At 67.5% G+C, this 24767-nt stretch carries 24 protein-coding genes and 1 riboswitch; of the genes, 7 read left to right on the forward strand and 17 right to left on the reverse strand.

What is annotated here, in order from left to right; all coding sequences use genetic code 11:
• Nucleotides 1-4: 4 nt before the first annotated feature.
• Both H9Q09_RS03400 and H9Q09_RS03405 read right to left on the reverse strand, forming a co-directional pair.
• Nucleotides 5-1942 carry an alpha/beta hydrolase domain-containing protein gene (locus H9Q09_RS03400; RefSeq protein ID WP_187389904.1) on the reverse strand — a complete coding sequence of 646 codons (1938 nt, stop codon included), beginning with the start codon at nt 1940-1942 and terminating at the stop codon, nt 5-7.
• A 280-nt stretch (nt 1943-2222) separates the two neighbouring features.
• Nucleotides 2223-3224, reverse strand: coding sequence for a D-glycerate dehydrogenase (locus H9Q09_RS03405; protein ID WP_024349535.1), 1002 nt, complete (start codon nt 3222-3224; stop codon nt 2223-2225).
• Nucleotides 3225-3417: 193 nt separating this feature from the next.
• Between H9Q09_RS03405 and H9Q09_RS03410 the strand changes: the two genes are divergently transcribed.
• The gene (locus H9Q09_RS03410; protein ID WP_024349534.1) at nt 3418-3963 is read left to right on the forward strand and encodes an SH3 domain-containing protein; all 546 of its coding nucleotides are present in this window, start codon (nt 3418-3420) and stop codon (nt 3961-3963) included.
• 114 nt (nt 3964-4077) lie between these two features.
• Here H9Q09_RS03410 and irrA read toward each other — a convergent pair whose 3' ends face one another.
• Entirely contained in the window at nt 4078-4524 is a 447-nt protein-coding gene (gene irrA, locus H9Q09_RS03415; RefSeq protein WP_009211012.1) for an iron response transcriptional regulator IrrA, read from the reverse strand.
• 142 nt (nt 4525-4666) lie between these two features.
• Nucleotides 4667-5134 carry a hypothetical protein gene (locus tag H9Q09_RS03420; protein ID WP_187389905.1) on the reverse strand — a complete coding sequence of 156 codons (468 nt, stop codon included), beginning with the start codon at nt 5132-5134 and terminating at the stop codon, nt 4667-4669.
• Nucleotides 5135-5386: 252 nt separating this feature from the next.
• Between H9Q09_RS03420 and fabA the strand changes: the two genes are divergently transcribed.
• Genes fabA through fabI form a run of 3 tightly spaced genes read left to right on the forward strand, consistent with a single transcriptional unit; the run spans nt 5387 to nt 8031 of the window.
• Nucleotides 5387-5917, forward strand: a complete 531-nt coding sequence (gene fabA / locus H9Q09_RS03425; protein WP_024349532.1) for a 3-hydroxyacyl-[acyl-carrier-protein] dehydratase FabA — start codon at nt 5387-5389, stop codon at nt 5915-5917.
• A 37-nt stretch (nt 5918-5954) separates the two neighbouring features.
• Nucleotides 5955-7172, forward strand: a complete 1218-nt coding sequence (gene fabB / locus H9Q09_RS03430; protein WP_187389906.1) for a beta-ketoacyl-ACP synthase I — start codon at nt 5955-5957, stop codon at nt 7170-7172.
• 13 nt (nt 7173-7185) lie between these two features.
• Entirely contained in the window at nt 7186-8031 is an 846-nt protein-coding gene (gene fabI / locus H9Q09_RS03435; protein ID WP_024349530.1) for an enoyl-ACP reductase FabI, read from the forward strand.
• Nucleotides 8032-8061: 30 nt separating this feature from the next.
• Here fabI and H9Q09_RS03440 read toward each other — a convergent pair whose 3' ends face one another.
• The 6 genes from H9Q09_RS03440 to H9Q09_RS03465 all read right to left on the reverse strand — a co-directional run bounded on the left by H9Q09_RS03440 (nt 8062) and on the right by H9Q09_RS03465 (nt 12590).
• A complete protein-coding gene (locus tag H9Q09_RS03440) occupies nt 8062-8670 on the reverse strand; it encodes a thiamine phosphate synthase (protein ID WP_187390131.1) in 609 nt (202 codons plus the stop codon).
• Between the two features lie 59 nt (nt 8671-8729).
• The gene (locus H9Q09_RS03445) at nt 8730-9527 is read right to left on the reverse strand and encodes a thiazole synthase (protein ID WP_187390132.1); all 798 of its coding nucleotides are present in this window, start codon (nt 9525-9527) and stop codon (nt 8730-8732) included.
• Between the two features lie 44 nt (nt 9528-9571).
• Nucleotides 9572-9769, reverse strand: a complete 198-nt coding sequence (thiS, locus tag H9Q09_RS03450) for a sulfur carrier protein ThiS (RefSeq protein WP_187389907.1) — start codon at nt 9767-9769, stop codon at nt 9572-9574.
• The gene (gene thiO, locus H9Q09_RS03455; RefSeq protein WP_348646267.1) at nt 9766-10905 is read right to left on the reverse strand and encodes a glycine oxidase ThiO; all 1140 of its coding nucleotides are present in this window, start codon (nt 10903-10905) and stop codon (nt 9766-9768) included. Before thiO ends, thiS begins: the two co-directional genes overlap by 4 nt.
• Nucleotides 10893-11018: riboswitch (TPP riboswitch) on the reverse strand. Its footprint overlaps the gene before it by 13 nt.
• A gap of 60 nt (nt 11019-11078) precedes the next feature.
• A complete protein-coding gene (locus H9Q09_RS03460) occupies nt 11079-11591 on the reverse strand; it encodes a DUF2937 family protein (RefSeq protein ID WP_187389909.1) in 513 nt (170 codons plus the stop codon).
• Nucleotides 11592-11696: 105 nt separating this feature from the next.
• Entirely contained in the window at nt 11697-12590 is an 894-nt protein-coding gene (locus H9Q09_RS03465; protein WP_348646268.1) for a LysR substrate-binding domain-containing protein, read from the reverse strand.
• Between the two features lie 106 nt (nt 12591-12696).
• On the opposite strand from H9Q09_RS03465, the gene H9Q09_RS03470 reads away from it, so the two are divergent.
• On the forward strand, nt 12697-12993 hold the full coding sequence (locus H9Q09_RS03470; RefSeq protein ID WP_187389910.1) for a hypothetical protein: 297 nt from the start codon (nt 12697-12699) through the stop codon (nt 12991-12993).
• Between the two features lie 107 nt (nt 12994-13100).
• Here the strand turns inward: H9Q09_RS03470 and pnp are convergent, their stop codons facing one another.
• Both pnp and rpsO read right to left on the reverse strand, forming a co-directional pair.
• Entirely contained in the window at nt 13101-15233 is a 2133-nt protein-coding gene (pnp, locus tag H9Q09_RS03475; RefSeq protein ID WP_024349522.1) for a polyribonucleotide nucleotidyltransferase, read from the reverse strand.
• Nucleotides 15234-15532: 299 nt separating this feature from the next.
• Nucleotides 15533-15886: a 30S ribosomal protein S15 gene (rpsO, locus tag H9Q09_RS03480; RefSeq protein ID WP_276324913.1), complete on the reverse strand. Its 354-nt coding sequence runs from the start codon at nt 15884-15886 to the stop codon at nt 15533-15535.
• A gap of 211 nt (nt 15887-16097) precedes the next feature.
• On the opposite strand from rpsO, the gene H9Q09_RS03485 reads away from it, so the two are divergent.
• A complete protein-coding gene (locus tag H9Q09_RS03485; RefSeq protein WP_187389911.1) occupies nt 16098-17216 on the forward strand; it encodes a GNAT family N-acetyltransferase in 1119 nt (372 codons plus the stop codon).
• Nucleotides 17217-18107 carry a hypothetical protein gene (locus H9Q09_RS03490; RefSeq protein WP_187389912.1) on the forward strand — a complete coding sequence of 297 codons (891 nt, stop codon included), beginning with the start codon at nt 17217-17219 and terminating at the stop codon, nt 18105-18107.
• A 348-nt stretch (nt 18108-18455) separates the two neighbouring features.
• On the opposite strand, the gene H9Q09_RS03495 is transcribed toward H9Q09_RS03490, so the two are convergent.
• The 5 genes from H9Q09_RS03495 to rbfA all read right to left on the reverse strand — a co-directional run bounded on the left by H9Q09_RS03495 (nt 18456) and on the right by rbfA (nt 24643).
• Complete coding sequence (locus tag H9Q09_RS03495; protein ID WP_246715983.1) at nt 18456-20342, reverse strand: methyl-accepting chemotaxis protein; 1887 nt, start codon at nt 20340-20342, stop codon at nt 18456-18458.
• 762 nt (nt 20343-21104) lie between these two features.
• A complete protein-coding gene (locus H9Q09_RS03500) occupies nt 21105-22034 on the reverse strand; it encodes an alpha/beta hydrolase (RefSeq protein WP_187389913.1) in 930 nt (309 codons plus the stop codon).
• Nucleotides 22035-22036: 2 nt separating this feature from the next.
• Nucleotides 22037-23134, reverse strand: coding sequence for a magnesium/cobalt transporter CorA (gene corA, locus H9Q09_RS03505; protein ID WP_187389914.1), 1098 nt, complete (start codon nt 23132-23134; stop codon nt 22037-22039).
• A gap of 109 nt (nt 23135-23243) precedes the next feature.
• Nucleotides 23244-24230 (reverse strand): tRNA pseudouridine(55) synthase TruB, encoded by a 987-nt coding sequence (truB, locus tag H9Q09_RS03510; RefSeq protein WP_187389915.1) that lies wholly within the window; start codon nt 24228-24230, stop codon nt 23244-23246.
• A complete protein-coding gene (gene rbfA / locus H9Q09_RS03515; protein WP_024349515.1) occupies nt 24230-24643 on the reverse strand; it encodes a 30S ribosome-binding factor RbfA in 414 nt (137 codons plus the stop codon). The genes truB and rbfA overlap by 1 nt, the downstream gene beginning before the upstream one ends.
• Nucleotides 24644-24767 lie beyond the last annotated feature (124 nt).

Consider the following 24767-nt stretch of genomic DNA (forward strand, 5'->3'; position numbering starts at 1 on the left):
TGGCCTATTGGCCGATCGTTGCCGCGCTGGCGGCGCTTCCCTCCAGCACAATCCCGACGTCGTCCGGCAGCATCAGGCCGCCTGCCACCAGTTCGTCGGCCGCCGCACTGACCGCGGCCTCGAAGGCTGCCGCGTCGCCATAGCGCTCTGCCAGCGGCCTGCGGCTGTCGGCATTGCTCGCGGTTTTCGGGAACGGGATATAGCTGCCGGTCAGGCCGCAGAGTTGGCCCGGCGCGAAGCCCTCGGCCCGCAGGTTCCATCCCCAGTAAGTGCCTAGCGGCGTGGCGACAGCGGGCTGCTTCACGCCGCCCTGCGGAATGCCGTCGGCGTCGACGGCCGGCACCAGAACGCGATATTCGGCGCCGCCGGTCGGCGGCATCGTCGTATGATCGCGCAATTGCAGCCGGTTGATCACCGGAGCCGGGACAGCGCCGTCGATCGTCGGCAGGTCGAGCTCGGCAGGGGCGACCAGACTGCCGTCGGCGACGCTCGGATAGATGCTGGCCGGCGGCGTCTTGCCGGCGCGGAGCCAGGCGTCCATCACCACGGTCAGCGCCCGCATGGTCGGCGCCGGGCTGACTGGATTGCTGTCGAACACACAGGTCGAGGTCGCCTTGGACTCGCCACCCCAGCTGTTGAAATGCGGCGCCCCTGCCAGGAAGAACAGCCGCACCGTATCCGGCATCGTCAGATCCTCGCCTGTCGGCGTGGTCGCCACCAGCGAGGCCCGCGCCTGCCAGAACTCCGTCGACGTGTCGGTCTGGATCACCTTCGGACAGCTCTCGCTCGCCTCGCAGGCCGTGAGAATGCTTTCGGTGCGGCCGCTGATCGGGTCGTTCGTCTCGGCATAGGTGAAGGGGAACTGGTCGCCCTGCACGTCGTGGTCCTCGTGCTGGCGCGAATACCGTCCCGGCTGGCCGAACCGGTAGTTGGTGAAGGTTTTGCGCGAGCCGGCGATATGCGGCATGACGCCGTCGAACACGGTCGCCCCCGCCTCGTCGACATTGAAGCCCTGATAGACGAGATCGCGCATGAAGCGTCCCGACTGCGAGATGCCCATGCCGATCGTCCGGTCGATGCCGGAGACCGGGCTCTCGACGTCGTGGCCGGAACCGCCGCGCAGGAACGACACCACATCAGCCGTGGCGATGAAGGCGAGGCCCGTCGGCAGGCTATCCCTGGCGGGGTAGATGAACTCGTAGATGGCGCCGGCATCCATGCCGGCGGGCCGGGTGATCTCGATGGTGCGGTCGTCGACATAGCGGAAGGACAGGTCGGCCGGCGTCTGCCGCTCGTCGGTCGCGTTCTGGCGCACGGTCAGCGTCGCCTTGGCCGGGTCCTGATCGGCCGCCGGGTAGGTCAGCGTGGCGGTGCTGACCGCCTCGTCCTTGTCGAAAACGTACTCCTCGCGCGAGGGTCCGGTCACCCCCTGCAGCACCGGCAGGGTCATGTCGATCAGCTCGTCGCCGAGATCCGTCTGCCATCCGGCCCAGGCCATCGTGTAGCCCCGCGACATCAAAAGGCCGTCGCCGGGATCGTCGACGCTGAAGGTATTGCCGGCCCCGGCGGACAGGTTGAGAAGCTGGAACGACAGGTTGCGGCCGCGATTGGGCACTTCGTAGAACAGCGTGCCGGACTGCGATGCCGGATCGGCTGGCGTCAGGATCGTCACCTCGGTGGAGAACTCGACGTCGCCCTCGGCATTGGTCGGCGCCTTGTCGAGATCGACGATCTTCCGGCCGCGCTCCGATTTGGGGTCGATGGCGAAACGGGCCGTCGCGTCGATGCGCTCATAAGCGCCGATCGTGCCGAAGCTCTTGCCGTCGTAAGCGGGTGCGCGCGCGGTCACCTCGAACGCGGTCACCCAGGCTGCTGCGGGTTGCGCTGCAAGAGCCAAGGCGCCGAGCGCCGCGGCTGACGACAGCAGTATAGGCTTGGTCATGACGTTCCTCCGATTGCTGGCCGCACTCCCACGCGGCCCTGCAACGAAGCGCGCAATCTTCCCTTATGTCAACCAGATTGTATACGATCCGTGATTCTGTGCATGTAATAGCTGCCCGGTTTGTGCGCAGAGGTTTCGCATATTGCCGGAAGCGAAGCCCGATGCGGTCGCGGTCGTTCAATGCGCGGGCATAGGTTCCCGTACGCCGGTGTTGACCATCGTCGATCGCTTTAGGAGGCAAAGCGGAAGTGTCGGCCGCGGATGGCGCGGCCGGTTGCCGTCAGATCTGGCCGGGCAGGATGCGGTCCGGCGGACGGTGGCCGTCCATCAGCGTGCGGATGTTGATGATCACCTTCTCGCCCATCTCGATGCGCGCCTCGATCGTGGCCGATCCCATATGGGGCAGCAGCACGACCTTGTTGTCGCGGGCGAGCTTCATCAGCTTGCGGTCGACCGCCGGCTCCTCCTCGAAGACGTCGAGCCCGGCGCCGGCGATGCGCTCCTGCTCGATCAGCTTCACCAGCGCCTTCTCGTCGATGATCTCGCCGCGGGCGGTGTTGACGATGAAGGCATGGGGCTGGATCAGCGCCAGCCGCCGCGCCGACAGGAGATGATAGGTCGCCGGCGTGTAGGGGCAGTTGACCGAGATGATGTCCATGCGGGCCAGCATCTGGTCGAGGCTCTCCCAGTAGGTGGCGCCGAACTCGGCCTCGGTCTTGGGGCTGACCCGGCCGCGATTGTGATAGTGGATCTCCAGGCCGAAGGCCTTGGCCCGCCGGGCGACGGCGGTGCCGATGCGGCCCATGCCGAGAATGCCGAGCTTCTTGCCGGAGATGCGGCTTCCCAGCATCCATGTCGGCGACCAGCCCGGCCATTTCTCGTCGCCCAGGAGCCGCATGCCACCTTCCACCAGCCGCCGCGGCACCGCCAGGATCAGCGCCATGGTCATGTCGGCGGTGTCCTCGTTGAGGACGTTGGGCGTGTTGGTGACGAGGAGATTGCGGTTCAGCGCCGCCTGAATGTCGATATTGTCGACGCCGTTGCCGTAATTGGCGATCATCTTCAGCCGCGGGCCGGCCTGCTCGATCACCGCCCGGTCGATGCGGTCGGTGACGGTCGGCACCAGGACGTCGGCCTCGCGCACGGCGGCGACGAGGGCCGGCTGCTCCATCGGCCGGTCGGTCTCGTTGAACCGCACGTCGAACAGCTCGGCCATGCGCCGTTCGATCGGCGCCGGCAATTTGCGGGTAATGATCACAAGCGGCTTTTCGCGTGACGCCATCGGCCGCGCTCCTCCCCAAATCAAGACGATATTAACCGAAACGAACGATCATTCGACCCCGGAGCCGAGGGCCCTCCCTAGCAAGGCGGCAGGCGAAAACAAAGCGCTGCGCCTGCCGGGGTCCCGGCCGCTGGAAGACCCCGGCGCCGCCTGACCGCGCGCGCCCCGTGCATCTTGTCGTCTGGAGTTTGCGATGCCGTTCTTCGCCCGTTTTCGCCGTCCGCTGCTGGCGCTTGCCGGTGCCGCCGTGCTCTTCACCGGCGCCGCCCCCCTGCCCGTTGCCCATGCCGTCGAGCTGGGGCCGGTCTCCAAGCTGCCGCTGCCGCGTTATGTCAGCCTCAAGGCCAGCCGCGTGAATCTGCGGATCGGGCCGGGGCGCGACTATCCGGTGACCTGGCTGTATCTCAAAGAAGGCCTGCCGGTGGAGGTCATCCAGGAATACGAGCTGTGGCGCCGCATCCGCGATTCCGAGGGCACCGAGGGCTGGGTCTATCACTCGCTCCTGTCCGGCGACCGCACCTCGATCGCCGCCCCGTGGCTGCGCGGCAAGGCAACGATGATCGACATCCACAACAGCCCCGCCACCGATGCGCCGCTGGTCGCGCGGATCGAACCGGGCGTCGTCGCGGGGGTGAAGACCTGCACGGCCGGCTGGTGCGAACTCAAGGTCGCCGACCGCGACGGCTATGTCCGCCAGCAGGAAATCTGGGGCGTCTATCCGGACGAGCGCTTCGAGTAGCCGCGTCCCCTTCCGTTAGCGCCGGCCACGGTCGGCGCCAGACATCAAAAAAGCCCGGATCGCGGTCGCGATCCGGGCTTTCTGCGTTCCTCGGGATGGAGTTCTCGTCGGCGCCTATTCGGCGGCCTGGTCCAGCGCCTTCTTGCGGCGCAGGCGTACCACCACGTCGACATTGACGATTTCCATGCCCTCCGGCGCCTCCGGCAACCGGTCGAGCCGCAGCCCGCCATCGGGAATGTCGATCATCGAATTGTCGTCCTCGACGAAGAAGTGATGATGATCGGAGGTGTTGGTGTCGAAATAGGTGCGCTGCCCCTCCGCCGAGAGCGGCCGCACGAGGCCCGCATCGGTGAACTGGTGCAGCGTGTTGTACACGGTCGCCAGCGAGACCGGATCACCGGCCTTGTGCGCTTCCTCGTGCAGTTCCTCGGCCGAGAGATGGCGGTCGCCGGCGCCGAACATCAGGTTGCACAGGGCCACCCGCTGCCGCGTCGGGCGCAGACCCACCGAGCGAAGGCGCTCGAATACACAGAAGCTCTGGGCGCGCGTCCGGTTTTCCATTGCTGAATGCCACCAGTCTCTTGTTCGTGCGATAAGTGTCCGCAGGCTTACCGAAGGGCCTGCACGACCGCAATATACGTCATCGGCATCGCGGTCACAAATGCCGCCCCGCAGAACCCGCGATAACGGTTGACGGAAGGGCCTAGCTGCAGCCCGTGGTGAAGGCCGCCAGCGCGTCGCCCGAGCCTGTCAGCGGCAGGCCGTAGCGCCCGGCCGGCCCCGCCACCTCGACGCTGCGGCCCTTGCGCAGCGCCTCGATGAAGCCGGCGCGGGCCGCCAGCGTCCCTTCCGCCACCAGAATCGAACCGCTGCCGGCGTCGCGCGCGATCGTGTCCAGCACGAAGGCCGTGTCGTCGACCGTCGCCACCACCGTATGGGCCTGGCCCGCCTGCAGCCGTCCCGGAAAGCCGGAAAAACGCACCGTCACGCGGCCGGCACCCGCGCAGCGGAATGTCAGCCCGGTAAAGCCTGCCCCCGCCGTGAAGCCCGCGACCGCGCCGTCGCTGCGCCAGGACTGGCCAAGGGCCGGCGCGACCGCGGCGAGCAACAGCGCGGCGCCGGCCGACAGGGCGAGAGCGCTGCGGCGCGAAGGGGTGAAAACGGCGGTCACGGCAGTGTTTCATCCTGTCGAGGGCGGCGGTCATGCCGCGCGCTGAGGTGGCTTCCTTCGCCCGGTGCTATCGAAATTGCGCGCCATGTACCACAGATAGGCTGGCGAGGACGGCGTTTGCCGGCCGCCATCCTGGCGCGCCGGATACGCCGGGCCCAGCCAAACGGTTTCACCTGTGCGGGTGGCGTGGTATGGGCGCAGCCGACAAGGGCCCATGGCAGGGTCGGGAGAACAGGGCGGACACAAGCGATCATGGCGACGAAGAAGACCTCCTACGATTACGACGACCTCATCGCCTGCGGTCATGGCCAGTTGTTCGGCGCCGGCAATGCGCAATTGCCGCTGCCGCCGATGCTGATGTTCAACCGCATTACCGAGGTCGACGAGACGGGCGGCGAGAACGGCAAGGGCATCATCCGGGCCGAGTTCGACGTGAACCCGGACCTGTGGTTCTTCGATTGCCATTTCGAAGGCGATCCGGTGATGCCGGGCTGCCTCGGGCTCGACGCGCTGTGGCAGCTCACCGGCTTCTATCTCGGCTGGCTGGGCGAACCCGGCCGCGGCCGGGCGCTCGGCGTCGGCGAGGTCAAGTTCAGCGGCCAGGTGACGCCGAAGGTCAAGCTGGTCGAATACGGCGTGGAGTTCCGCCGCGTGATGCGCTCGCGCCTGAAGCTCGGCATCGCCAATGGCTGGATGAAGGCCGATGGCGAGGTCATCTACAAGGCCAGCGATCTGCGCGTCGGCCTGTTCACCGACGAGGAAGCGGCTCAGGCCGCCGTCTGATGACGGCGCGGATCCTGGAATCTGGAAGGAGCGGACGATGAAGCGGGTCGTCGTGACGGGTATGGGGATCGTGTCCTCGATCGGCAACAATGTCGACGAGGTGACCGCCTCTCTCAGGGATGCGCGCTCGGGCATCAGCTTTGCCGAGGAATACAAGGAACTGGGGTTCCGCAGCCACGTCCACGGCAAGCCGACGCTGGACCCCACCACCATTCTCGACCGGCGCGCCATGCGCTTCCATGGCGGCGGCACGGCCTGGAACCACATCGCCATGGAGCAGGCGATCGCCGATGCGGGCCTCGAGGTCGCCGACATCTCCAACGAGCGCACCGGCATCATCATGGGCTCGGGCGGCGCCTCGACCCAGACCATCGTCCAGGCGGCCGAGACCGCCCGCGAAAAGGGCCCGAAGCGCATCGGACCGACGGCCGTGCCGAAGGCGATGTCCTCCACCGCCTCGGCGACGCTGGCCACCTGGTTCAAGATCAAGGGCGTGAACTACTCGATCTCGTCGGCCTGCTCGACCTCGAGCCATTGCATCGGCAATGCCTACGAGACCATCCAGATGGGCAAGCAGGATGTGATGTTCGCCGGCGGCTGCGAGGATCTGCACTGGACCCTGTCGGTGCTGTTCGACGCGATGGGCGCCCTGTCCTCGGACTTCAACGACCGTCCGGAGATCGCCTCGCGCGCCTATGACAATGCCCGCGACGGCTTCGTCATCGCCGGCGGCGCCGGTGTCCTGGTGCTGGAGGAATACGAGCGGGCCAAGGCGCGCGGCGCCAACATCGTCGCCGAGCTGGTCGGCTACGGCGCCACCTCCGACGGCGCCGACATGGTCGCCCCGTCCGGCGAGGGCGCGGTGCGCTGCATGCGCCAGGCGATCGGCCATCTCGACGGCCCGATCGACTACATCAACCCCCATGCCACCTCGACCCCGGTCGGCGACCGCATGGAGGTCCAGGCGATCCGCGAGGTCTTCGGCGACAACATCCCGCCGATCTCCGGCACCAAGTCGCTGACCGGCCACAGCCAGGGCGCCACAGGCGTGCACGAGGCGATCTACTCGCTCCTGATGATGAAGCACGGCTTCCTCGCCAAGAGCGCCCATATCGACGAACTCGATCCCGAGTTCGAGGGCATGCCGATCCTGCGCGAGCGGGTCGACAATGCGAAGATCGACCGGGTCCTGTCGAACTCCTTCGGCTTCGGTGGCACCAATGCCTGCCTCGCCTTCCAACGCGTGACGGATTGAGGTTGAAGGGCACATGACCGATCTGATGAAAGGCAAACGCGGGCTCATCATGGGCGTCGCGAACCACAATTCCATCGCATGGGGCGCCGCCAAGGCGCTGGCGGCCCAGGGGGCGGAGATCGCGCTGACCTATCAGGGCGAGGCCTTCGGACGGCGCGTGCGCCCGCTCGCCGAGGAGATCGGCAGCAAGCTCGTCATCCCCTGCGACGTCGAGGACACCGAATCGCTCGACCAGGTCTTCGCGACTCTGAAGGAAGAATGGGGCACGATCGACTTCGTCCTCCACGCCATCGCGTTCTCCGACAAGAGCGAACTCAAGGGCCTCTACGCCGACACGACGCGGGAGAACTTCACCCGCACCATGCTGATCTCCTGCTTCTCCTTCACTGAGGTGGCGAAGCGCGCGGCGGAGATCATGACCAATGGCGGCTCGATGGTGACCATGAGCTACGGCGGCGCCGTGCGGGTCATGCCGAACTACAATGTCATGGGTGTCGCCAAGGCCGCGCTCGAAGCCTCGGTGCGCTATCTCGCCGCCGATTTCGGCCCGCGCAACATCCGGGTGAACAGCGTCTCGGCCGGACCGGTGCGCACGCTGGCCGGCGCCGGCGTCTCCGACGCGCGGCTGATGTTCAACTTCCAGCGCCGCAACGCGCCGATGCGCCGCAACACCTCGATCGAGGAAGTCGGCGGCGCCGTTCTCTACCTGATGTCGGAGCTGTCCAACGGCGTCACCGGCGAGATCCACTATGTGGATTCGGGTTACAACATCATGTCGATGCCCTCGCTTGAGGAGCTGAAGGCCCAGGAACACCGCAAGGCGGTCGTCGAGGGCGAGGACGAGAGCGGCGGCAAGTAGCCGCCCTCCCCCACTCACAGCCTCAACAGATTATCGCCGGTAGGGCGCGGTCGCCGCGAGCCATTCGCGCGCCCGCGCTTCCGGGTCCTCCGCCCGGGTCACGTCGGTGACCACCGCGGCGCTGTCGGCGCCTTGCGCGAAGACCTGCGACAGCCGCTCCACGGTGATGCCGCCGATCGCCACCAGCGGCAGATCGCCGATACGCTGGCGCCAGACGCCGAGGCGCTCGGGCGTCTGCGGCGCCCATTTCATCACCTTCAGCTTGGTCTGCCAGACCGGCCCCAGCGCCACGTAATCCGGCTCGGCGGACAGCGCCACGGCGAGCTCGGCGCTGTCATGGGTGCTGACGCCGAGCTTCAGGCCGGCAGCTTTGATCGCGACCCGGTCCGCCTCGGCGAGGTCCTCCTGCCCCAGATGGACGACATCGCAGCCCTCCTCGATCGCCAGCCGCCAGAAATCGTTGATCACCAGCAGGCAGCCATGGGCGGCGCAGACATCCCGCGTGCGGCGGATCTCCCGGCGCAGCCTTGCCGCGTCCATGTCCTTGGCGCGCAATTGCAGCAGCTTCACCCCCACAGGCACCAGCCGCTCGGCCATCTCGGCATCGTCGACGATCAGGTAGAACGGATCGAGCCGCAGCCCCGTCCCCGTCCGCTCCTCGGCACCGCGCTCCCCACTCCGATGTCCCTCCGCCCGGCTCATCGCGAGCCTCCCGGTCCGCCGACATCGCCGAGCATCGCCTGCCCCAGCATCGGGGTCGAGGGCGCCGCCATGTCGCGCGGCGCCATGGGATCCGCCTCGAAGGCCAGCCGGCCGGCCTCGACCGCCAGGGCAAAGCCCTTGGCCATCGCCACCGGGTCGCCGGCCTTGGCGACCGCCGTATTGAGGAGCACGCCGTCATAGCCGAGCTCCATGGCGGCGGCCGCCTGCGACGGCAGGCCAAGCCCGGCATCGACCACCAGCGTCACCTCGGGAAAATGCGCCCTGAGCTGGCGCAGGCCGTAGCGGTTGTTCAGCCCGAGCCCCGAGCCGATCGGCGCGCCCCAGGGCATCAGCACCCGGCAGCCGGCCTCGACCAGCCGGTCGGCCACCGACAGATCCTCCACCGTATAGGGCAGCACCTTGAAGCCCTTGCCGGTCAGGATGCGCGCCGCCTCCACCAGCCCGAACACGTCGGGCTGCAGGGTCTCGGCGTCGCGCACCACCTCCAGCTTGATCCAGTCGGTGCCGAAGATCTCGCGGGCCATCTGCGCCGTCGTCACCGCCTCGCGGACCGAATGGCAGCCCGCCGTGTTGGGCAGGATGTCGAGGCCAAGGCCTTGGATCAGCTCCCAGAAGGCCTGGCCGGCCCGCGCCTCGCCGCATTCGCGCCGCAGCGAGACGGTGACGATGCCGGCCCCGGACGCCTTGATCGCATCGGTCATCATCTGCGGCGAAGGATAGAGCGAGGTGCCGAGCATCAGCCGCGAGGCAATGCGACGGCCATAGACGTCCATGCCGGTCACGGCGCTCGCCGTGTCGGTGTCGATCGTGTCCATGCTCAGCCTCCCTTCATCGGGGCGATGATCTCGATGGCGTCGCCCTCGGCGAGCCGCACCGTCCCGCGTTCGGTCTTCGGCACGAAGTCGCGGTTCAGCGCCGTGGCGACCACGGCGCCCTCGTAACCCAGTTCGACGAGCGCCTGGTCGAGGGTGGCGGCCTCGACCAGGCGCTCCTCGCCATTGACGGAAATTCTCATGATGCGTCCTTCAGCGTCTCTGCGAAGATTTCGGCGGCGGCCTCCGCCGCCATGGCCGGCGACAGCAGGAAGCCGTGGCGGTACAGCCCGTTCAGGCTGACCACCCGGCCGTTCCGCGTCACCTTTGGCAGATTGTCGGCATAGGAGGGCCGCAGGCCGGCGCCGGTCTCCACCAGCTCGGCCTCGGCGAATGCCGGATGCAGCGCATAGGCGGCGTTGAGCAGCTCGACGGTGCCGCGCAGGTTGATGCCGCGATCGTCGTCGCTTTCCAGCATGGTCGCGCCCACCATGAACAGCCCGTCCGCGCGCGGCACGACATAGATCGGCGAGCGCGGATGCAGCAGCCGCACCGGCCGCGACAGCGAGACCTCGTTGGTGCGCAGCAGCACCATCTCGCCGCGCACAGCCCGCAGCCGCGGCAGTTCCGGTCGCGCCGCGATGCCGCGCGCATCGATGATGCGATCATGGTCGAGATCGGCGGGCGCGACGCGTCGGCCGAAATGCAGCGCCACGCCGCGTTCGCGCAGCCGTTCCGCCAGCGCCTCCAGCGTGCGGCGCGGATCGAGATGGGCTTCCTCGGCAAAGAACAGGCCCTCGGCGAAGCGACCGGCGAGATCGGGCTCCAACGCCGCGACCCGGTCGGCGTCGAGCCGCTCGTGACCCTGCGTGCGGCGGGCAAAGCGGGCAAGGTCCGCGCGGTCGCGCCAGGGCGCCAGCACCAGCGTGCCGTGGCACGCGACGTCCGGCACATGCCGCGACCACCAGTCGATCCCCGCCAGGCCCGGCGCCACGATGGCCGGGTCGGCGCTCTCGGCCTCGCAGCGCGGCGCCAGCATGCCGCCGGCCAGCCACGACGCCGCGGCAACGCCCAGTTCTGGCGCCGCCTCGTACAGCGCGACATCGGCGCCCCGCTCGGCGAGTTCCAGCGCAGTGACGAGCCCGGCAACGCCGGCCCCGATGACGGCAACCCGCATGGTCAGGCCCCGCTTGTGCGGCAGGCGTCGTGCAAACAGGCGACCCGGTCGGCCATTGTCTCGATCCTCCTCGACGCGTCTCGGAGATCCGGCTGATGGCAGGGGAAAGATCGGCGGCGCGGCGCTCGCCTGCGGCGAACCGCAGGCCAGGGGCCACCGCATTCCATCCCTCCGCCGGTCTCAACCGGATCAGGTTCGAAGGGTCGCCACGCGCTCACGCCTTTCGGCGGCCGATGGCCTCTCAGTTCCCTGCCGGAACTCCCCTTGGATGGACGGAATCTGTGCTTCCCGGGCGGCGCTGTCAACGCCGCCGCGCCAAGATCGCGGTCGTCGGCTCAGCTCGACGCCAGCCGACGCTTGCGGCGACGCCGGCGCATGCGCGCGGCGCCATGGCCGCCGGCCCCGATCGCCCAGCCGAGGGCAAAACCCGCGACCGCCAGGAGCAGCCCCTCGACGGTGATCGGCAGGGCCGGGCGATAGTCGGCGGCGGCGCGCTCGGCGATCTCCCAGTCCGGGTCGCCCGCTGCGACGAAGGGCCGGAACAGGGGCGCCGATTCAGCGACGCTGCGATAACGCCGCTCCACCGCGTCATAGCGGGCGATGGTCTGTTCGGCGTCCGCGCCTTGGCGCGCGACGAAGGCGTCGCGATTCTCGCGCAACCGCGCCACCGCCTCGCTGCGCGACAGGTCGGAGGCCGCCGCGCTGGCGTCGAAGCGCTCCACGACCTTGCGCAATTCGTCGACGGCGCCGCCGAGGCGCTGGAGATATTGCTGGGTGAATTCCAGCGACTGGCTGGAGACGAGCCCGAGAAACAGCGCCGCCACGACGCGGATGATCAGCCCCGGCATTCCCTCATCCTCCCTCAAGGCTCCCCCAGCGCACCGGTCGCACCGAACGACCGCGCCCCCGGCCACGATACGCCTGCTGCCTGATCATACCAGTCCCCGCGCCCGTCAGGCGAACAGGCGGGTGCCGCGTTCGGCAATGGCGCAGAAGCTGGCGGTCACATGGGCGGCCAGAGCATCGGCGACCGGGCCGGCGCCGCCGCGGCGGGCCAGGGTCATGCGGTAATTGCCCAGCGGCGGCAGGCCGCGCTCGGCGCCCAGCTGCACGATGTCGTCCGACACGACGCTGATCGGCAGCGGCGCGATGGCGAGATCGGCGGCGACGGCCGCAAGCTGGCCGGTGCAGAACTCGCTGGTATAGGCGACGCGGTAGTCGATATCGCGGGCGTCCAGCGCCGCCAGCGCCATGCCGCGCCAGGCGCAGCCGGCATCGGCAAGGGCGAGCGGCAGCGGCGTTTCGGCGACGGCGAGGCCGCCGCGCGCGCCCACCCAGACCAGCGGCTCGGAATGGATGTAGTCCGGCCCGTCGAGGCGTTCGTCGTGACTGTAGACGGCGAGATCGAGCTCCCCGGACCAGCAGCGCCGCCGCAATTCCTCGGTGCGGTCCAGCCGCACCTCCACCTCGACCTTGGGATGGGTCCGGGCGAAGCGCCGGAGGATTTCCGGCATGGCGACGACGCCGTTGTCATTGGGCACGCCCAGCCGCACGCTGCCCTCGCAGCAGGGCGACAGGAAGCGCGAGAAGGCCTCGTCGTTCAGCTTCAGAAGGCGGCGGGCATAGCCGAGGAATATCTCGCCATCGGCGGTCAGCGCCACGCTGCGGGCATCGCGGCGGAACAGGTCGCGGCCGACCATGTCCTCCAGCTTCTTCACCTGCAGGCTGATCGCCGAGGCGCTGCGATGCACCCGCTCCGCGGCCCGCGAGAAATTGCCGGTGTCGGCGATCGCCACCATCGTGCGGGCGAGGTCCATGTCGAGATTGGGCAGATTGGGGGTCAGCACGGGCGGAGCCTCCTATTAGCAGAACTTGCCGCTAGGCTTACTCCTTCTCGTTTGCCTCATCAATGAGAAACCCTCACATTTTGCCCACCGTCAATTGGAGGTTCTCATGCTGCATCATTCGACCCTGCCCCAGTCCATCCGGCTCGACGAAGTACACCACAGTCAGCCCGGCCTCGTGGGATGGCTGCATTCCTGGACGGTGGGGAAGCGCCGGCAGCGGCTTTGCCGCGACGCCTTCAACACCCTTTTGCGGGTCGACGACCATATCCTGGAAGACATCACCGGCCTGACCCGCCCGCAGGTCGAGGAGGTCGCGCGGCTGCCGCTCGCCGTCGACGCGCTCGAGGCAATCGCCCGGCTGCAGGAGCGTTCGTCGCGCCGGCGGCACCGGCGGTCCGTCTGACGACACGCAAGCACCGACCAGGTCCGAAGGCCGCGGCCCTCATTCCAACAAAAAAAGGCGCGCCCCGAGGGACGCGCCTTTCATTCTGTCAGCGAGAGACGGCCTGATCAGGCGGCGTCTTCCTCGCCCTTCTTGATTTCCTGGCCGGTCTCCTGGTCGACGACCTTCATCGACAGGCGAACCTTGCCGCGCTCGTCGAAGCCCATCAGCTTGACCCAGACCTTGTCGCCTTCCTTGACGATGTCGGTCGTCTTGGCGACGCGATCGGCGGCGAGCTGCGAGATGTGGACGAGACCGTCACGCGAACCGAAGAAGTTCACGAAGGCGCCGAACTCGACGGTCTTGACGACCGTACCCTCGTAGACTTCGCCGACTTCCGGCTCGGCGACGATCGAGTGGATCCACTTCTTGGCCGCCTCGATCTCCTTGCCGGAGGACGACGCGATCTTCACCGTGCCGTCATCCTCGATGTTGATCTTGGCGCCGGTCTTCTCGACGATCTCGCGGATGATCTTGCCGCCGGCGCCGATGACGTCGCGGATCTTGTCGGTCGGGATCTGCATGACCTCGATGCGCGGGGCGAACTCGCCCAGCTCGGCGCGGCTTTCCGACAGCGCCTGACCCATCTCCTGCAGGATGTGCAAGCGGCCGCCCTTGGCCTGGTCGAGGGCGATCTGCATGATCTCCTCGGTGATGCCCTGGATCTTGATGTCCATCTGCAGCGAGGTGATGCCCTCGGAGGTGCCGGCGACCTTGAAGTCCATGTCGCCGAGATGGTCCTCGTCACCAAGGATGTCGGAGAGCACTGCGAAGCGCTCGTCTTCCTTGATCAGGCCCATGGCGATACCCGCCACCGAACGCTTCAGCGGAACGCCCGCATCCATCAGCGCCAGCGAGGTGCCGCAGACGGTCGCCATCGAGGACGAGCCGTTCGACTCGGTAACCTCGGAGACGGCGCGGATCGTGTAGGGGAACTGCTCCGGTGCCGGCAGCATCGGACGCAGCGCGCGCCATGCCAGCTTGCCGTGGCCGATCTCGCGGCGGCCGGGCGAACCCATGCGGCCGGTCTCGCCGACCGAGTAGGGCGGGAAGTTGTAATGGAGCAGGAAGCGCTCCTTGTAGGTGCCGGTCAGGGCGTCGACGAACTGCTCGTCCTCGCCGGTGCCGAGCGTGGCGACGACCAGCGCCTGGGTCTCGCCGCGGGTGAACAGCGCCGAACCGTGGGCGCGCGGCAGGATGCCGGCCTCCGAGACGATCTTGCGGACCGTCTTCAGGTCACGGCCGTCGATGCGGCCGCCCGTGTCGAGGATGTTCCAGCGGACAATCTTGGCCTGCAGCGACTTGAAGACGGTGCCGACCTGCTCCTTGGAATACTTGGTGTCCTCGACGCCTTCCGGCAGGAAGTGCGCGGTGACCTTGGCCTTGACCGCGTCGACGGCGTTGTAGCGCTCGGTCTTGTCGGTGATCTTGTAGGCGTCGCGCAGCTCGCCCTCGACCAGCTGCAGCATCTCGGCCTCGAGCGCCGAATAGTCGGCGACGACGTGCTCGCGCGGCTCCTTGGCGGCGTGCTCGGCCAGCTTGATGATCGCGTCGATCACCGGCTGGAAGCCGCGATGGCCGAACATGACGGCGCCCAGCATGATGTCTTCGGCCAGCTCGTGAGCTTCCGATTCCACCATCAGGACGGCGCCCTCGGTGCCGGCGACGACCAGGTCGAGCTGCGACTCGGCCATCTCGTCGACATGCGGGTTCAGCTTGTACTCGCCGTTGATGTAGCCGACGCGCGCGCCGCCGATCGGGCCCATGAAGGGCACGCCCGACAGGGTCAGCGCGGCCGAGGCTGCGACCATCGCCAGCACGTCCGGATCGTTCTCCAGATCATGCTGCAGGACGGTGACGACGACCTGGGTCTCGTTCTTGTAGCCCTGGGCGAAGAGCGGGCGGATCGGACGGTCGATCAGGCGAGAGACCAGCGTCTCCTTCTCGCTCGGACGGCCTTCGCGCTTGAAGAAGCCACCCGGGATCTTGCCGGCGGCGAAGGTCTTTTCCTGGTAGTTCACGGTCAGCGGGAAGAAGTCGAGGCCCGGCTTGGGCTGCTTGGCCGACACGACGGTCGCCAGAACGACGGTCTCGCCGTAGGTCGCCAGCACGGCGCCGTCGGCCTGACGGGCGATCTTGCCGGTCTCGAGGGTGAGCGGACGTCCCGCCCAGTCGATTTCCACCTTATGGGTATCGAACATGTTCTTGCCTTTTCATCCTGCGCGCCGAAACCGCCTTTTCGGGGTCATGGACGGCGCGCGTTGCGGTGCCGAAACGCATCACGGGCAAGACGACGGGAGGCTTCGCTTGTGGCACGCGGCGGGGGCGACCCGCATTCGCACCGGAAGCATCCGGCAATCCTGCCCCGTGACCGTTCGAAGGGTCGGACCTGCGAGCCTTGCGGGCGCGCCGGGTACCGGGGCATGACCGCCTCCGACGTGCGGAAGCGGCATAAGCGGCGGGCCGGAAGCGTATCGCCCCCGGCCCGCCGGAAAACTGACTAGCGGCGCAGTCCGAGACGGCCGATCAGGGTCGTGTAGCGCTGCTCTTCCTTGGACTTCAGATAGTCGAGGAGGCGGCGGCGCTGGGAGACCATCTTCAGAAGGCCACGACGCGAGTGGTTGTCCTTCTTGTGGTCCTTGAAATGCTCGGTAAGGTTGGTGATCCGCTCGGTCAGGATCGCAACCTGGACTTCCGGCGAACCGGTGTCGCCGTCCTTGGTGGCGTATTCCTTCATGAGCTCGGCCTTGCGCTCAAGCGTAATCGACATCGGATTCCCTTTCTTGGAAAATGTGAGGGTTGGTCGCCCTGGCCGGGATGTCGTCCAGCGAGGGCCATGAACAGCGCGGGGCAGGCAAACCGCCCGGCGCTGCGGCGCATATACGCGATCTCGGCCCACAATGCTAGCCGCGACCGGCCGCGGCCCGTTTCGCGCCGCCACAGCCGCCGATCGGCCCGCATATACATTGCCGGCTAAGCAAGCATTGCGCCATCACGATCGCGTCAACCGAATATCAACAGGGTGACCGGTAACAATGCTGCACGAAACGGGCGACCCTGATCCCATGCCAGCAGCATCAGACGATCACCACCTGCGTATCGCCTGCGAGAAGAGCTTCGACTTTTCTGGCCCGGACTATGCCCGTCTCTTCGAAGCCGCGGCCACCGGAGCCTTCGCCCATCCGCTGTGGCTCGACACATTCTACGCGATGCTGGCGCCGGCGCGGGGCGCTGCGCCCGTCATCGTCACCGGCCGCCATCCGGACGGCCGCCTCGCCTTCGTCCTGCCGCTGATCCTGCGCCGCGTCCAGGGCATCCGGCTCCTGGAAGCCACCGATCTCGGCGTCAGCGACTATGCGGCGCCAGTGGTCGACCCGGCCAGCCGCCCGGCGCTCGCCGCCGACACTACGCTTACCGCCCGCATCCGCGCCGTCCTGCCGGGCCATGACATGCTGCGCCTGCGCCCGGTCCGGCCCGAAGCCGTCGCCGACTGGCGGCTGTTCCTGGCCGTCGAACCGGAACCCGCCGATTTCAGCGCCCATGCCGCCACTCTGACGACGCCCTATGCCGACTGGCGCCGGACGGCCTTCTCGCGCAGCTTCCAGAAATATCTCGACCGCCGCAAGAAACGCCTCCTGAAGAACCCGGCGGTGCGCCTCGACCGGCTGGAGGGCCAGGCTGCCGCGGAAGCCGTCCACCGGCTGCGCGATTTGCGCAGCGGCCGCTTCGACGGCGACCCGATCCAGACGCCGGACGTCGCCCGGTTCTACGCCGCCATCGCCGAGCGCGGCAGCGGCGCCGGCTTCTGCGCCCTCTACCGCCTGTCGGAGGGCGACACGCCCATCGCCTATGTCTTCGCCCTCACGGAAGGCGAGCGGCTGCTCTACCTCCTGATCGGCGCCGACTACGACAATTTCGGCCGCCATTCCCCCGGCCTCGTCCTCTACGATCTGATGATGGAGGACTGGCTGGCGCGCGGCGGCCGCATCTTCGACTTCACCATCGGCGACGAAGACTTCAAGGCCGATTTCGGCACCGCGCCGACACCGATGTTCATCCTCACCGGCACACCCACTGTACTGGGACGGGCCGCCCGTCTAGTCTTTGCGATACGCGAACAACTTCGCCGTCTGCGCGGGGTCATGCTGCGCCGCACAGTATCGACGAAGACCAGCGAGACATAAATGCCTGCCAGGCCCGACTTCCTGACCAATTCCATGATCATCGGCGCGCATCCCGACGACGAGATGCTGTGGTTCAACGCCATCGTCGGCAAGGTGGACAAGGTCGTCATCGTGTTTCGCGACTTCTGGGCCGCGCCCCGGCTCGGCCCGGCGCGGGCGGCGGCCATGGCGGCGCTGCCTCTGCGCGACGTCACCTGCCTCAACATCGCCGAGCCCGGCAGCTATGGCTGCGCCGACTGGCAGAACCCGGTGCTGACCGATTACGGCATGCGGCTCGGGCCCGAGGAGACCCGCCGCGAGGTCACGCGCCTTGCCAAGCGGGCCCTCGGCAAGGTCTCGCCGCTGTCGCCGGTCACCTCGCCCGAGCGGGTCGCCCAGGCCTACCGGGACAATTTCACCCGCATCTGCGATGCGCTGGCGCCGATGCTGACGCCCGACATGAACGTCTTCACCCACAATCCCTGGGGCGAATACGGCCATGAGGACCATGTCCAAATCTTCCGCGCCCTCGACCATCTGCGCCGCAGGATCGGCTTCACCTTGTGGATGTCGAACTACTGCACCGAGCGCTCGCTGCCGCTGGCCATGCGCTATCTGCGCTCGGACCCGGCGCCCTATGTGCGGCTGCCGACCGACAAGGCGCTGGCCGAGGCAATCGCCGACGTTTACCGCGCGCATGATTGCTGGACCTGGACCGACGCCTGGGCCTGGTTCGACGACGAATGCTACATCGAGGCGCCCCGCGGCGAGGCCGGCGGCAACCAGAACCGCCTGATGCCGCTGAACTTCTTCAGCGGCGAAACCGCGCCCCGCAAGCCCCTGCCCCTCAAGACCTCCTCCGCCCTCATCCTCTCCGCCCTCGCCGGCGCCGCCCTGGCGGATCTGTGGTAGGGAAATAACAGGACTTTTACGCCGGTCTCCAATGTGGCCACCTGCGCCAGTGGAGGCCACGAGTGAGCTTCCCCACGCGCCGGCCCGCATCCGTCCGCCGACTTCTGAAGACGCAGTTGAATATCTCTACCGTTGCATCGTTATGGATATCGCGCCGTTCTGCAACAGGCAGAAGTGCTATAGTCTGACATTCTAATGATCTGTTCCGGTGTCATTTCCTTATCTTACTCTTCCATCCTCATTGGGCGTACGCGGTGCCCGGTCAAGCGAGCGGAGACGTTCGCCGGAGCATTCGAGTTCGGCGTGGATGACCGGGGCCAGTAAACTTACTGGCCCCGGTCACCAAGCTTAGAACTCGGCCCAGCTATCGGTTTCGGGGTTCTGAGCCCGAACCGCGCCCCCTGTGCCAATTTGGCGAAGCTGCGTGACATTCGCACGGTGATGCTTCGATGGACGCGCCAGCTGCGGACGAGCCTTTGCCTCGCCCATACCGGTGCGGAACTGCGCCATGGCATGGGCCAGCTCGTCGGTCTCGTTGGCCAGCGTCTGGCTGGCCGCCGTCGCCTCTTCCACCATGGCGGCGTTCTGCTGGGTCACCTTGTCCATCTGGTCGGCGGCGCCGGAGACTTCGCGCAGGCTCGTCGCCTGTTCGCGAGCCGAGGAGGCAATGGTCGAGATGACCTCCGCCATGGCGCTGACTTCAGTGACGATCTCCTCCAGCGACTTGCCGGACGCGGTGACCAGCTCGACACCGGTGCCGACCTGCTCGCGCGACGTCGCGATCAGGGTCTTGATCTCCTTGGCCGCTTCCGCCGAGCGCTGGGCAAGCCCGCGCACTTCCTGGGCGACGACCGCAAAGCCCTTGCCCGCCTCGCCGGCCCGCGCCGCCTCGACGCCGGCATTCAGCGCCAGGAGGTTGGTCTGGAAGGCGATCTCGTCGATGACCGAGATGATCGAGTTGATCTTCTCCGAAGACTGCTCGATCTGGCCCATGGCCGCGACCGCCTTGCCGACGACCTCGCCGCCCTTCTGGGCCTTCTCGCGGGCACCGGACGCCACCTGCTGGGCCTTGCCGGCGCCCTCGGCGGTCTCGTTGACTGCCTGCGTGACCTGACCCAGCGCTGCGACGGTTTCCTCGAGGCTCGCCGCCTGCTGCTCGGTGCGGTGGGCAAGATCGTTCGACGCGGTGTTGATCTCGCCGAGACCGGTGCGGATCGAGGCGATGGAGGTCACGACATGGCCGATGGCCTCTTCCAGCGAGGCGACGCTGGCGTTGAACTTCGCCCGGATCGGCTCGAATTCCTCGGCCACCCTGTCCTGCATGCGCACGGTCAGGTCGCCGGCCGACAGGCGTTCGAAGCCCACTTCGACGACGCCGACGAAGGCGCGCAGGTCCTCGGCCTTGGCATTGTCGAGGGCCGCCTGACGCTTCTTGGCGTCTTCCTGGCTGATGCGGGTGGCCTCGGCTTCCTGAGCCAGCTCATCGCGCTCGATCGCGGCCTTCTTGAAGGCCTCGACGGCCCCGGCCATCTCGCCGATCTCGTCCTGGCGTCCGGCGCCCGGGATCGCCACGGTCTTGTCGCCGGCGGCGAGCGAACGCATGACACCGGTCATCTGCGAGATCGGCGTCGAGATCGAACGAGACAAAAAGAAGCCCATTACAAGCGCGATCGCGGTCGCAGCAACGGCGCCCAGCGTAAGTGTCAGATTAGCAGCGCTGGCCGCCGCATCACGTTCCACGACACGCGCTGCAATTAGGGCTTCCTGTCCTTCGCGAACCGCGTCTACAAGGACGCGCCCCTCGGCCAACGTCAGTTTTCCAGTGAGCGCGAACGCCTGTTCACGCGTCGAAGGGTTGCGTGCTAGTTCTAATTGCCGCTCAGCAGACTGGGCCTGCCAGTTTGCGACGATGGCCTGCAGGTTCTCGACGCGCGTCCGCTGCTCAGCCGAAACGGTGTTCGCTTTGAAGGACTCGGCATGGGATGTGAAGCCGCTCTTCGCTTTCTCGTACGTCGCAACGAAGCTCTCATTGTTACTTAACAAGTATCCGCGCACGGCGTTCTGCTGCTCGACCATGGTCTCCAGCATTTTCTCGGCATTGATGCTGAGACCGAAGCTTTTCTGATTGAGGTCAGCATTCTTCCCGATAGCGTCCAGCGAGCGATAGACGAGGAAGTCCGCCGAGATCGTGGCGAAGATTACGGCGAAGAAGGCAAGCGCGAGCTTCCTGGCCATGCGGAGGTCGTTGATTCTCACTTTTGTTCCAGTCGGATAACCTGAATGACGTCCCAGCGACGCCCGCGTGTAAAAACAATCATTCCGGTTAATTCTGCATTAGCGACGGGAGGTCGGCCACTTCGATTTCCCCCCGTCTGCAGCAGCATCGGGGAAACTCGTCATTTCATCCGGCGGGGCCGCGATCCCAGGCATGGCCTGTTCCGACACTAGGACTGATCTACAGCTTGGAGCCGAAGAACCGCTATCTCCATGGTGGAAACCTGCCAGTCCTATTTTCTATTGCATCAATCCCGCCCCACAAATCTTATCCCCACCCCTCGCCACCGCCTGCACACTGCCCTCACCGCGTCCCCGACGGGACGGACGATCGCCGGGATCGTTCGGGGAGGCGGGCGGCGTCCGCGACGCCTGGCCCTTCCGGAGGGTCGGGCGGCCCGGACGGATGCGTGGCCCCGCCGGACCCTGCCCACTAGGAGGCGGCGCGGAACGGTCCGCATGCGGGGCAACCCGCACCGAGCCGGCAGCCACCCACCCCGAGGCCAGCGCCCGCGCCAATGCGGCGCCGGCGGACGGGAGGGTGAAACGCATTCGCAAAGACGCCGTGCGGAGCGCCGGAGGCGAGCCGATACACAAACAGTCGGAAGGTTCGCCTCCGGCGCTCCGCTGCCCGTCGGCAGCCGGACGAGATCCGCCGGGGGGAAGCCGGCGCGGAACGGGCCACAGCCGGGGCGCATCGCGCCGCCGGGCGCGGCCGCGCGCCTAGCCGAGGAAATCCGCGATGCGGGCGCGCAGCTCGGCGGCACGGGCGATCCAGCCATCCATCTGCAGGACTGCGTGGATCATCCCCGCCTCGCGATGGGCGGTGACCGCGACGCCGGCGTCGCCGAGGCGCGCGGCAAAACCCTCGCCCTCGTCGCGCAGCGGGTCGTGCTCGCAGGTGATCACCAGCGCCCGCGGCAGGCCGGCGAGGTCCGGCGCCAGGAAGGGCGAGGCGCGCGGCGTGTGGCGCTCGGCGACATCGGGCACGAAGAGGTCGTTCTCATAGGCGAGCGAGCCTCGCGTCATCACATGGCCGCTCTCGGTGCCGAGCGACGGCCAGGGGCGGTCCGGCCGCAGATCGGTGTTGGGATAGACCAGCACCATCGCCTCGGGTAGCCGCTCGCCCGCCTCGCGCAGCGCCAGCGCCACGTCGGCGGCAAACAGCCCGCCGATGGAATCGCCGCCGATGGCAAGGCGCGCCGGGTCGCAGCCGAGCGCCTCGGCCGCATCCCGCAGGGCGCGCGTGGCGGCGAGGCAATCGTCCTGGGGGGCGGGATGGGGATGTTCGGGCGCCAGCCTATAGTCGACCGAGGCGATCGCCCAGCCGGTCGCTTCGGTCAGCTGGCGCAGCGGGACGTCGTGGCCCTCCAGCGAGCCCGCCATGGCGCCGCCGCCGTGATACCAGACCAGGAGCGGCGGCGATGCTGCGCCGTCTGGCCGGGTCAGGCGCACGCGGATCGGCCCGGCCGGGCCCGGCACCGCGATGTCGCGGGCGCTGACGCCGGCGGGCGCCTCGCCGGAATAATCGGCCATGGCGCCGGTCATGGCGCGGGCCTGGGCGAGTTTCTGGGGGGCATCGCGCGGCGCCACCTGCACGGCGGCCTTGCGCGCCAGATCGTCGAGAACGGCCTGGGCTTCAGGGTCGAGCATGATCAGATCCAGCGCCGTTTGCGGAAATAGACGAGAAGGCCCAGCGCCAGCGCCAGCATGAAGGCCAGCGCGATCGGATAGCCGAGCGGATGCTGGGTCAGCGGCATGTTCCAGTCGGATATCTCGGGGTTGAAATTCATGCCCCAGAGACCGGCGAGAAAGCCGAGCGGAATGAAGATGGTCGAGATGATGGTCAGGAGGTTGATCACCTCGCTCGTTTTGGCCGCCGACAGGGTCATGTGCAGGTCGATCAGCCCCGAGGCGGTGTCGCGATAGGTCTCGTTGGTGTCGATCAGCTGGTCGGCGTGGTCCTGCACGTCGGTGAAATAGACCCGCGTCTCGGCCCTCAGCCACGTCCGGTCGAGCCGCAGGATGACGCCCAGCGCGTCGCGGGTCGGCCGCAGCCAGCGCTTCAGGCCGAGGAGCTCGCGGCGCAGGCCGTGCAGATCGTGCACCTGGTCGCCGTCGACGCCGGCGAGGATGTCGTCCTCGAGCTGCTCGATCCGGGCGATCTGTGCGTCCACCACCGGGAAATAGGCGTCGATCACCGCATCGATCAGGGCATAGGCGAGATAGTCGGCATGGCCGGCCAGGAGCCGCGGCGCGCCCTTGGCGATGCGCTGGCGCACCGGCTCGAAACTGTCGCCGCCGCGCTCCTGGAAGGTCAGGACGAAGCCCTCGCCGAAGAACAGCGACAGCTGTTCGCTGCCGCCCTCGCGGTCGAGCATCCGCATGACGACGAAGGCGTGATCCGCCTGCACCTCGCATTTCGGCCGCTGGGCGGTGTCGAGGACGTCTTCCAGCGCCAGCGGATGCAGGCCGAAGGCAGCGCCGATGGCGCGGATCGCCTCGATGTCGGCAAGGCCCGAACAATCGATCCAGACAAGCGGCCACGATTCGCGCAGCGCCAGCGCTGCTTCGACCGTCACGCCGGTCTGGCGCAGGCTCTCGCCGCCGCCGATGGCGACAACGCTGATGACGGTGGGGGCGGCCTGCGGATCGGCCTCGAGGGTTCCGGGCGGCGCACCAACGGCCAGACGCCGCGCCTTCTCCTTGCGCCGTGCCCGTCGCTTCGTCCCGGGTATGCTCGCCAGTCTCATCGCGTCCCTGCTGCCCAGCTGCCGTCCGGAGGCTTATCCGGGCGGCTCATTCGCAGCGAGATAAGGCGCGCTGGCAGGATCGACAGGCACGAACGGGATCCGCGGTGGTTTAGCCCTTGCCGCCGAACACACGCTTGGGGCGGAAGGAGCCCTCTTCGACCGAACCCAACGCGATCAGCCGGCCATGGCCGGTGGCATAGGCCTCGTCGCAGAAGGCCGGCGCATCGCGGCCGCGCAGCAGCACCGGATTGCCGGAGAGGACGCGGCTCGCCTGCTCGTCGCTGAGCATGACCTCGTAGAGATCCGACAGGGCCGATTCCGGGCTGACGAGATATTCGTCCAGCGGCTCGAAATCGACGACACGCGGTTTGGCACCGGACTCGATCGCCTCCGCGTCGAGCTCTTCCATGCCCTCTTCGGCCGCCGCTTCCAACTCGCTCAGCGGCACCAGGTCGTCTTCCCCGAAGGCCCCGACGGAAACCCGGCGCAACTCGACCACATGGCCGTAGCAGCCCAGATCGCGGCCGAGGTCGCGGGCGATGGCGCGCACATAGGTGCCCTTGCCGCATTCCGCCTCGAAGACGGTCGTCTCGGCGTCGGGCATCTCGACGATGTCGAGGCGATGAACGGTAACCGTGCGCGGCGCGATCTCCACGGTCTCGCCCTCGCGCGCCAGATCATAGGCCCGCTCGCCGGCGATCTTGATGGCCGAGAAGTTCGGAGGCACCTGGGTGATCTCGCCGGTATAGTCGGCCAGCAATTCCTCGATGTCGGCCCGCGACGGGCGCGCCTCGGAGGAATTGACCACCGGGCCCTCGGTGTCGTCGGTCGTCGTCTCGGCACCCCAGCGGACGCTGAAGCGGTAGACCTTGCGGCCATCCATGACGAAGGGAACGGTCTTGGTCGCGTCACCCAGCGCGATCGGCAGCATGCCGGAGGCCAGCGGGTCCAGCGTGCCGGCATGGCCGGCCTTCTGGGCGAAGAACATCCACTTCATCTTCGACACGGCCTCGGTCGAGCCCATGCCCTTGGGCTTGTCGAAGATGATCCAGCCATTGATCGGCCGACCCTTGGGCTTCTTGCCACGGCGTGCCATCAGCCGTTGTCCTTGTCGTCGTCCTCGTCATCAAGGTCGCGGGCGACCTCCGGCGATTTGAGGAGCGCGTCGATGCGCGCGAAATTGTCGAAGGAGGTATCGGTGCGAAACCGCACCTCCGGCATGTATTTCATCTGCCGCAGCGCTGGCGTCAGCCGGCCGCGGATGAAGCGGGCATTGCGGTTCAGCGCATCGACGAAGGGCTTGGTCTCGGTCTGTCCGAGGATCGTGACATAGGCTGTTGCGAGTTTGAGATCCGACGACATGCGCACCTCGGTCACCGAGACGAGCGCCTTCTCCAGCATCGGATCATTGATCTCGCCGCGCTGCATCACCTCGGTAAGGGCGTGCCTGACCTTCTCGCCGACGCTCAATTGGCGCTGCGAGGGTCCGGAGGATGAGGTTCGGGCCATATCCGAATCGTCCCGTCATATCGGTGGATGGGCAAAGGGTGCTCGCCGTTTCCGGCCAGCGTGACGCGCAAGGCTCGGCGGGCGAGGATCGCTCCCCGCCCGCCGATTGAGCCCTGTTGTTTCC

It is taken from the genome of Aurantimonas sp. DM33-3 (assembly GCF_014334315.1).
Taxonomy (GTDB): domain Bacteria; phylum Pseudomonadota; class Alphaproteobacteria; order Rhizobiales; family Rhizobiaceae; genus Aurantimonas; species Aurantimonas coralicida.

Coding starts and splice junctions, on each gene's coding strand:
- H9Q09_RS03400 (WP_187389904.1), bottom strand. CDS start 1,942: ATGACCAAGCCTATACTGCTGTCGTCAGCCGCGGCGCTCGGCGCCTTG.
- H9Q09_RS03405 (WP_024349535.1), bottom strand. CDS start 3,224: ATGGCGTCACGCGAAAAGCCGCTTGTGATCATTACCCGCAAATTGCCG.
- H9Q09_RS03410 (WP_024349534.1), top strand. CDS start 3,418: ATGCCGTTCTTCGCCCGTTTTCGCCGTCCGCTGCTGGCGCTTGCCGGT.
- irrA (WP_009211012.1), bottom strand. CDS start 4,524: ATGGAAAACCGGACGCGCGCCCAGAGCTTCTGTGTATTCGAGCGCCTT.
- fabA (WP_024349532.1), top strand. CDS start 5,387: ATGGCGACGAAGAAGACCTCCTACGATTACGACGACCTCATCGCCTGC.
- fabB (WP_187389906.1), top strand. CDS start 5,955: ATGAAGCGGGTCGTCGTGACGGGTATGGGGATCGTGTCCTCGATCGGC.
- fabI (WP_024349530.1), top strand. CDS start 7,186: ATGACCGATCTGATGAAAGGCAAACGCGGGCTCATCATGGGCGTCGCG.
- H9Q09_RS03445 (WP_187390132.1), bottom strand. CDS start 9,527: ATGGACGTCTATGGCCGTCGCATTGCCTCGCGGCTGATGCTCGGCACC.
- thiS (WP_187389907.1), bottom strand. CDS start 9,769: ATGAGAATTTCCGTCAATGGCGAGGAGCGCCTGGTCGAGGCCGCCACC.
- thiO (WP_348646267.1), bottom strand. CDS start 10,905: ATGCGGTGGCCCCTGGCCTGCGGTTCGCCGCAGGCGAGCGCCGCGCCG.
- H9Q09_RS03460 (WP_187389909.1), bottom strand. CDS start 11,591: ATGCCGGGGCTGATCATCCGCGTCGTGGCGGCGCTGTTTCTCGGGCTC.
- H9Q09_RS03470 (WP_187389910.1), top strand. CDS start 12,697: ATGCTGCATCATTCGACCCTGCCCCAGTCCATCCGGCTCGACGAAGTA.
- pnp (WP_024349522.1), bottom strand. CDS start 15,233: ATGTTCGATACCCATAAGGTGGAAATCGACTGGGCGGGACGTCCGCTC.
- H9Q09_RS03485 (WP_187389911.1), top strand. CDS start 16,098: ATGCCAGCAGCATCAGACGATCACCACCTGCGTATCGCCTGCGAGAAG.
- H9Q09_RS03490 (WP_187389912.1), top strand. CDS start 17,217: ATGCCTGCCAGGCCCGACTTCCTGACCAATTCCATGATCATCGGCGCG.
- H9Q09_RS03495 (WP_246715983.1), bottom strand. CDS start 20,342: ATGGCCAGGAAGCTCGCGCTTGCCTTCTTCGCCGTAATCTTCGCCACG.
- H9Q09_RS03500 (WP_187389913.1), bottom strand. CDS start 22,034: ATGCTCGACCCTGAAGCCCAGGCCGTTCTCGACGATCTGGCGCGCAAG.
- corA (WP_187389914.1), bottom strand. CDS start 23,134: ATGAGACTGGCGAGCATACCCGGGACGAAGCGACGGGCACGGCGCAAG.
- truB (WP_187389915.1), bottom strand. CDS start 24,230: ATGGCACGCCGTGGCAAGAAGCCCAAGGGTCGGCCGATCAATGGCTGG.
- rbfA (WP_024349515.1), bottom strand. CDS start 24,643: ATGGCCCGAACCTCATCCTCCGGACCCTCGCAGCGCCAATTGAGCGTC.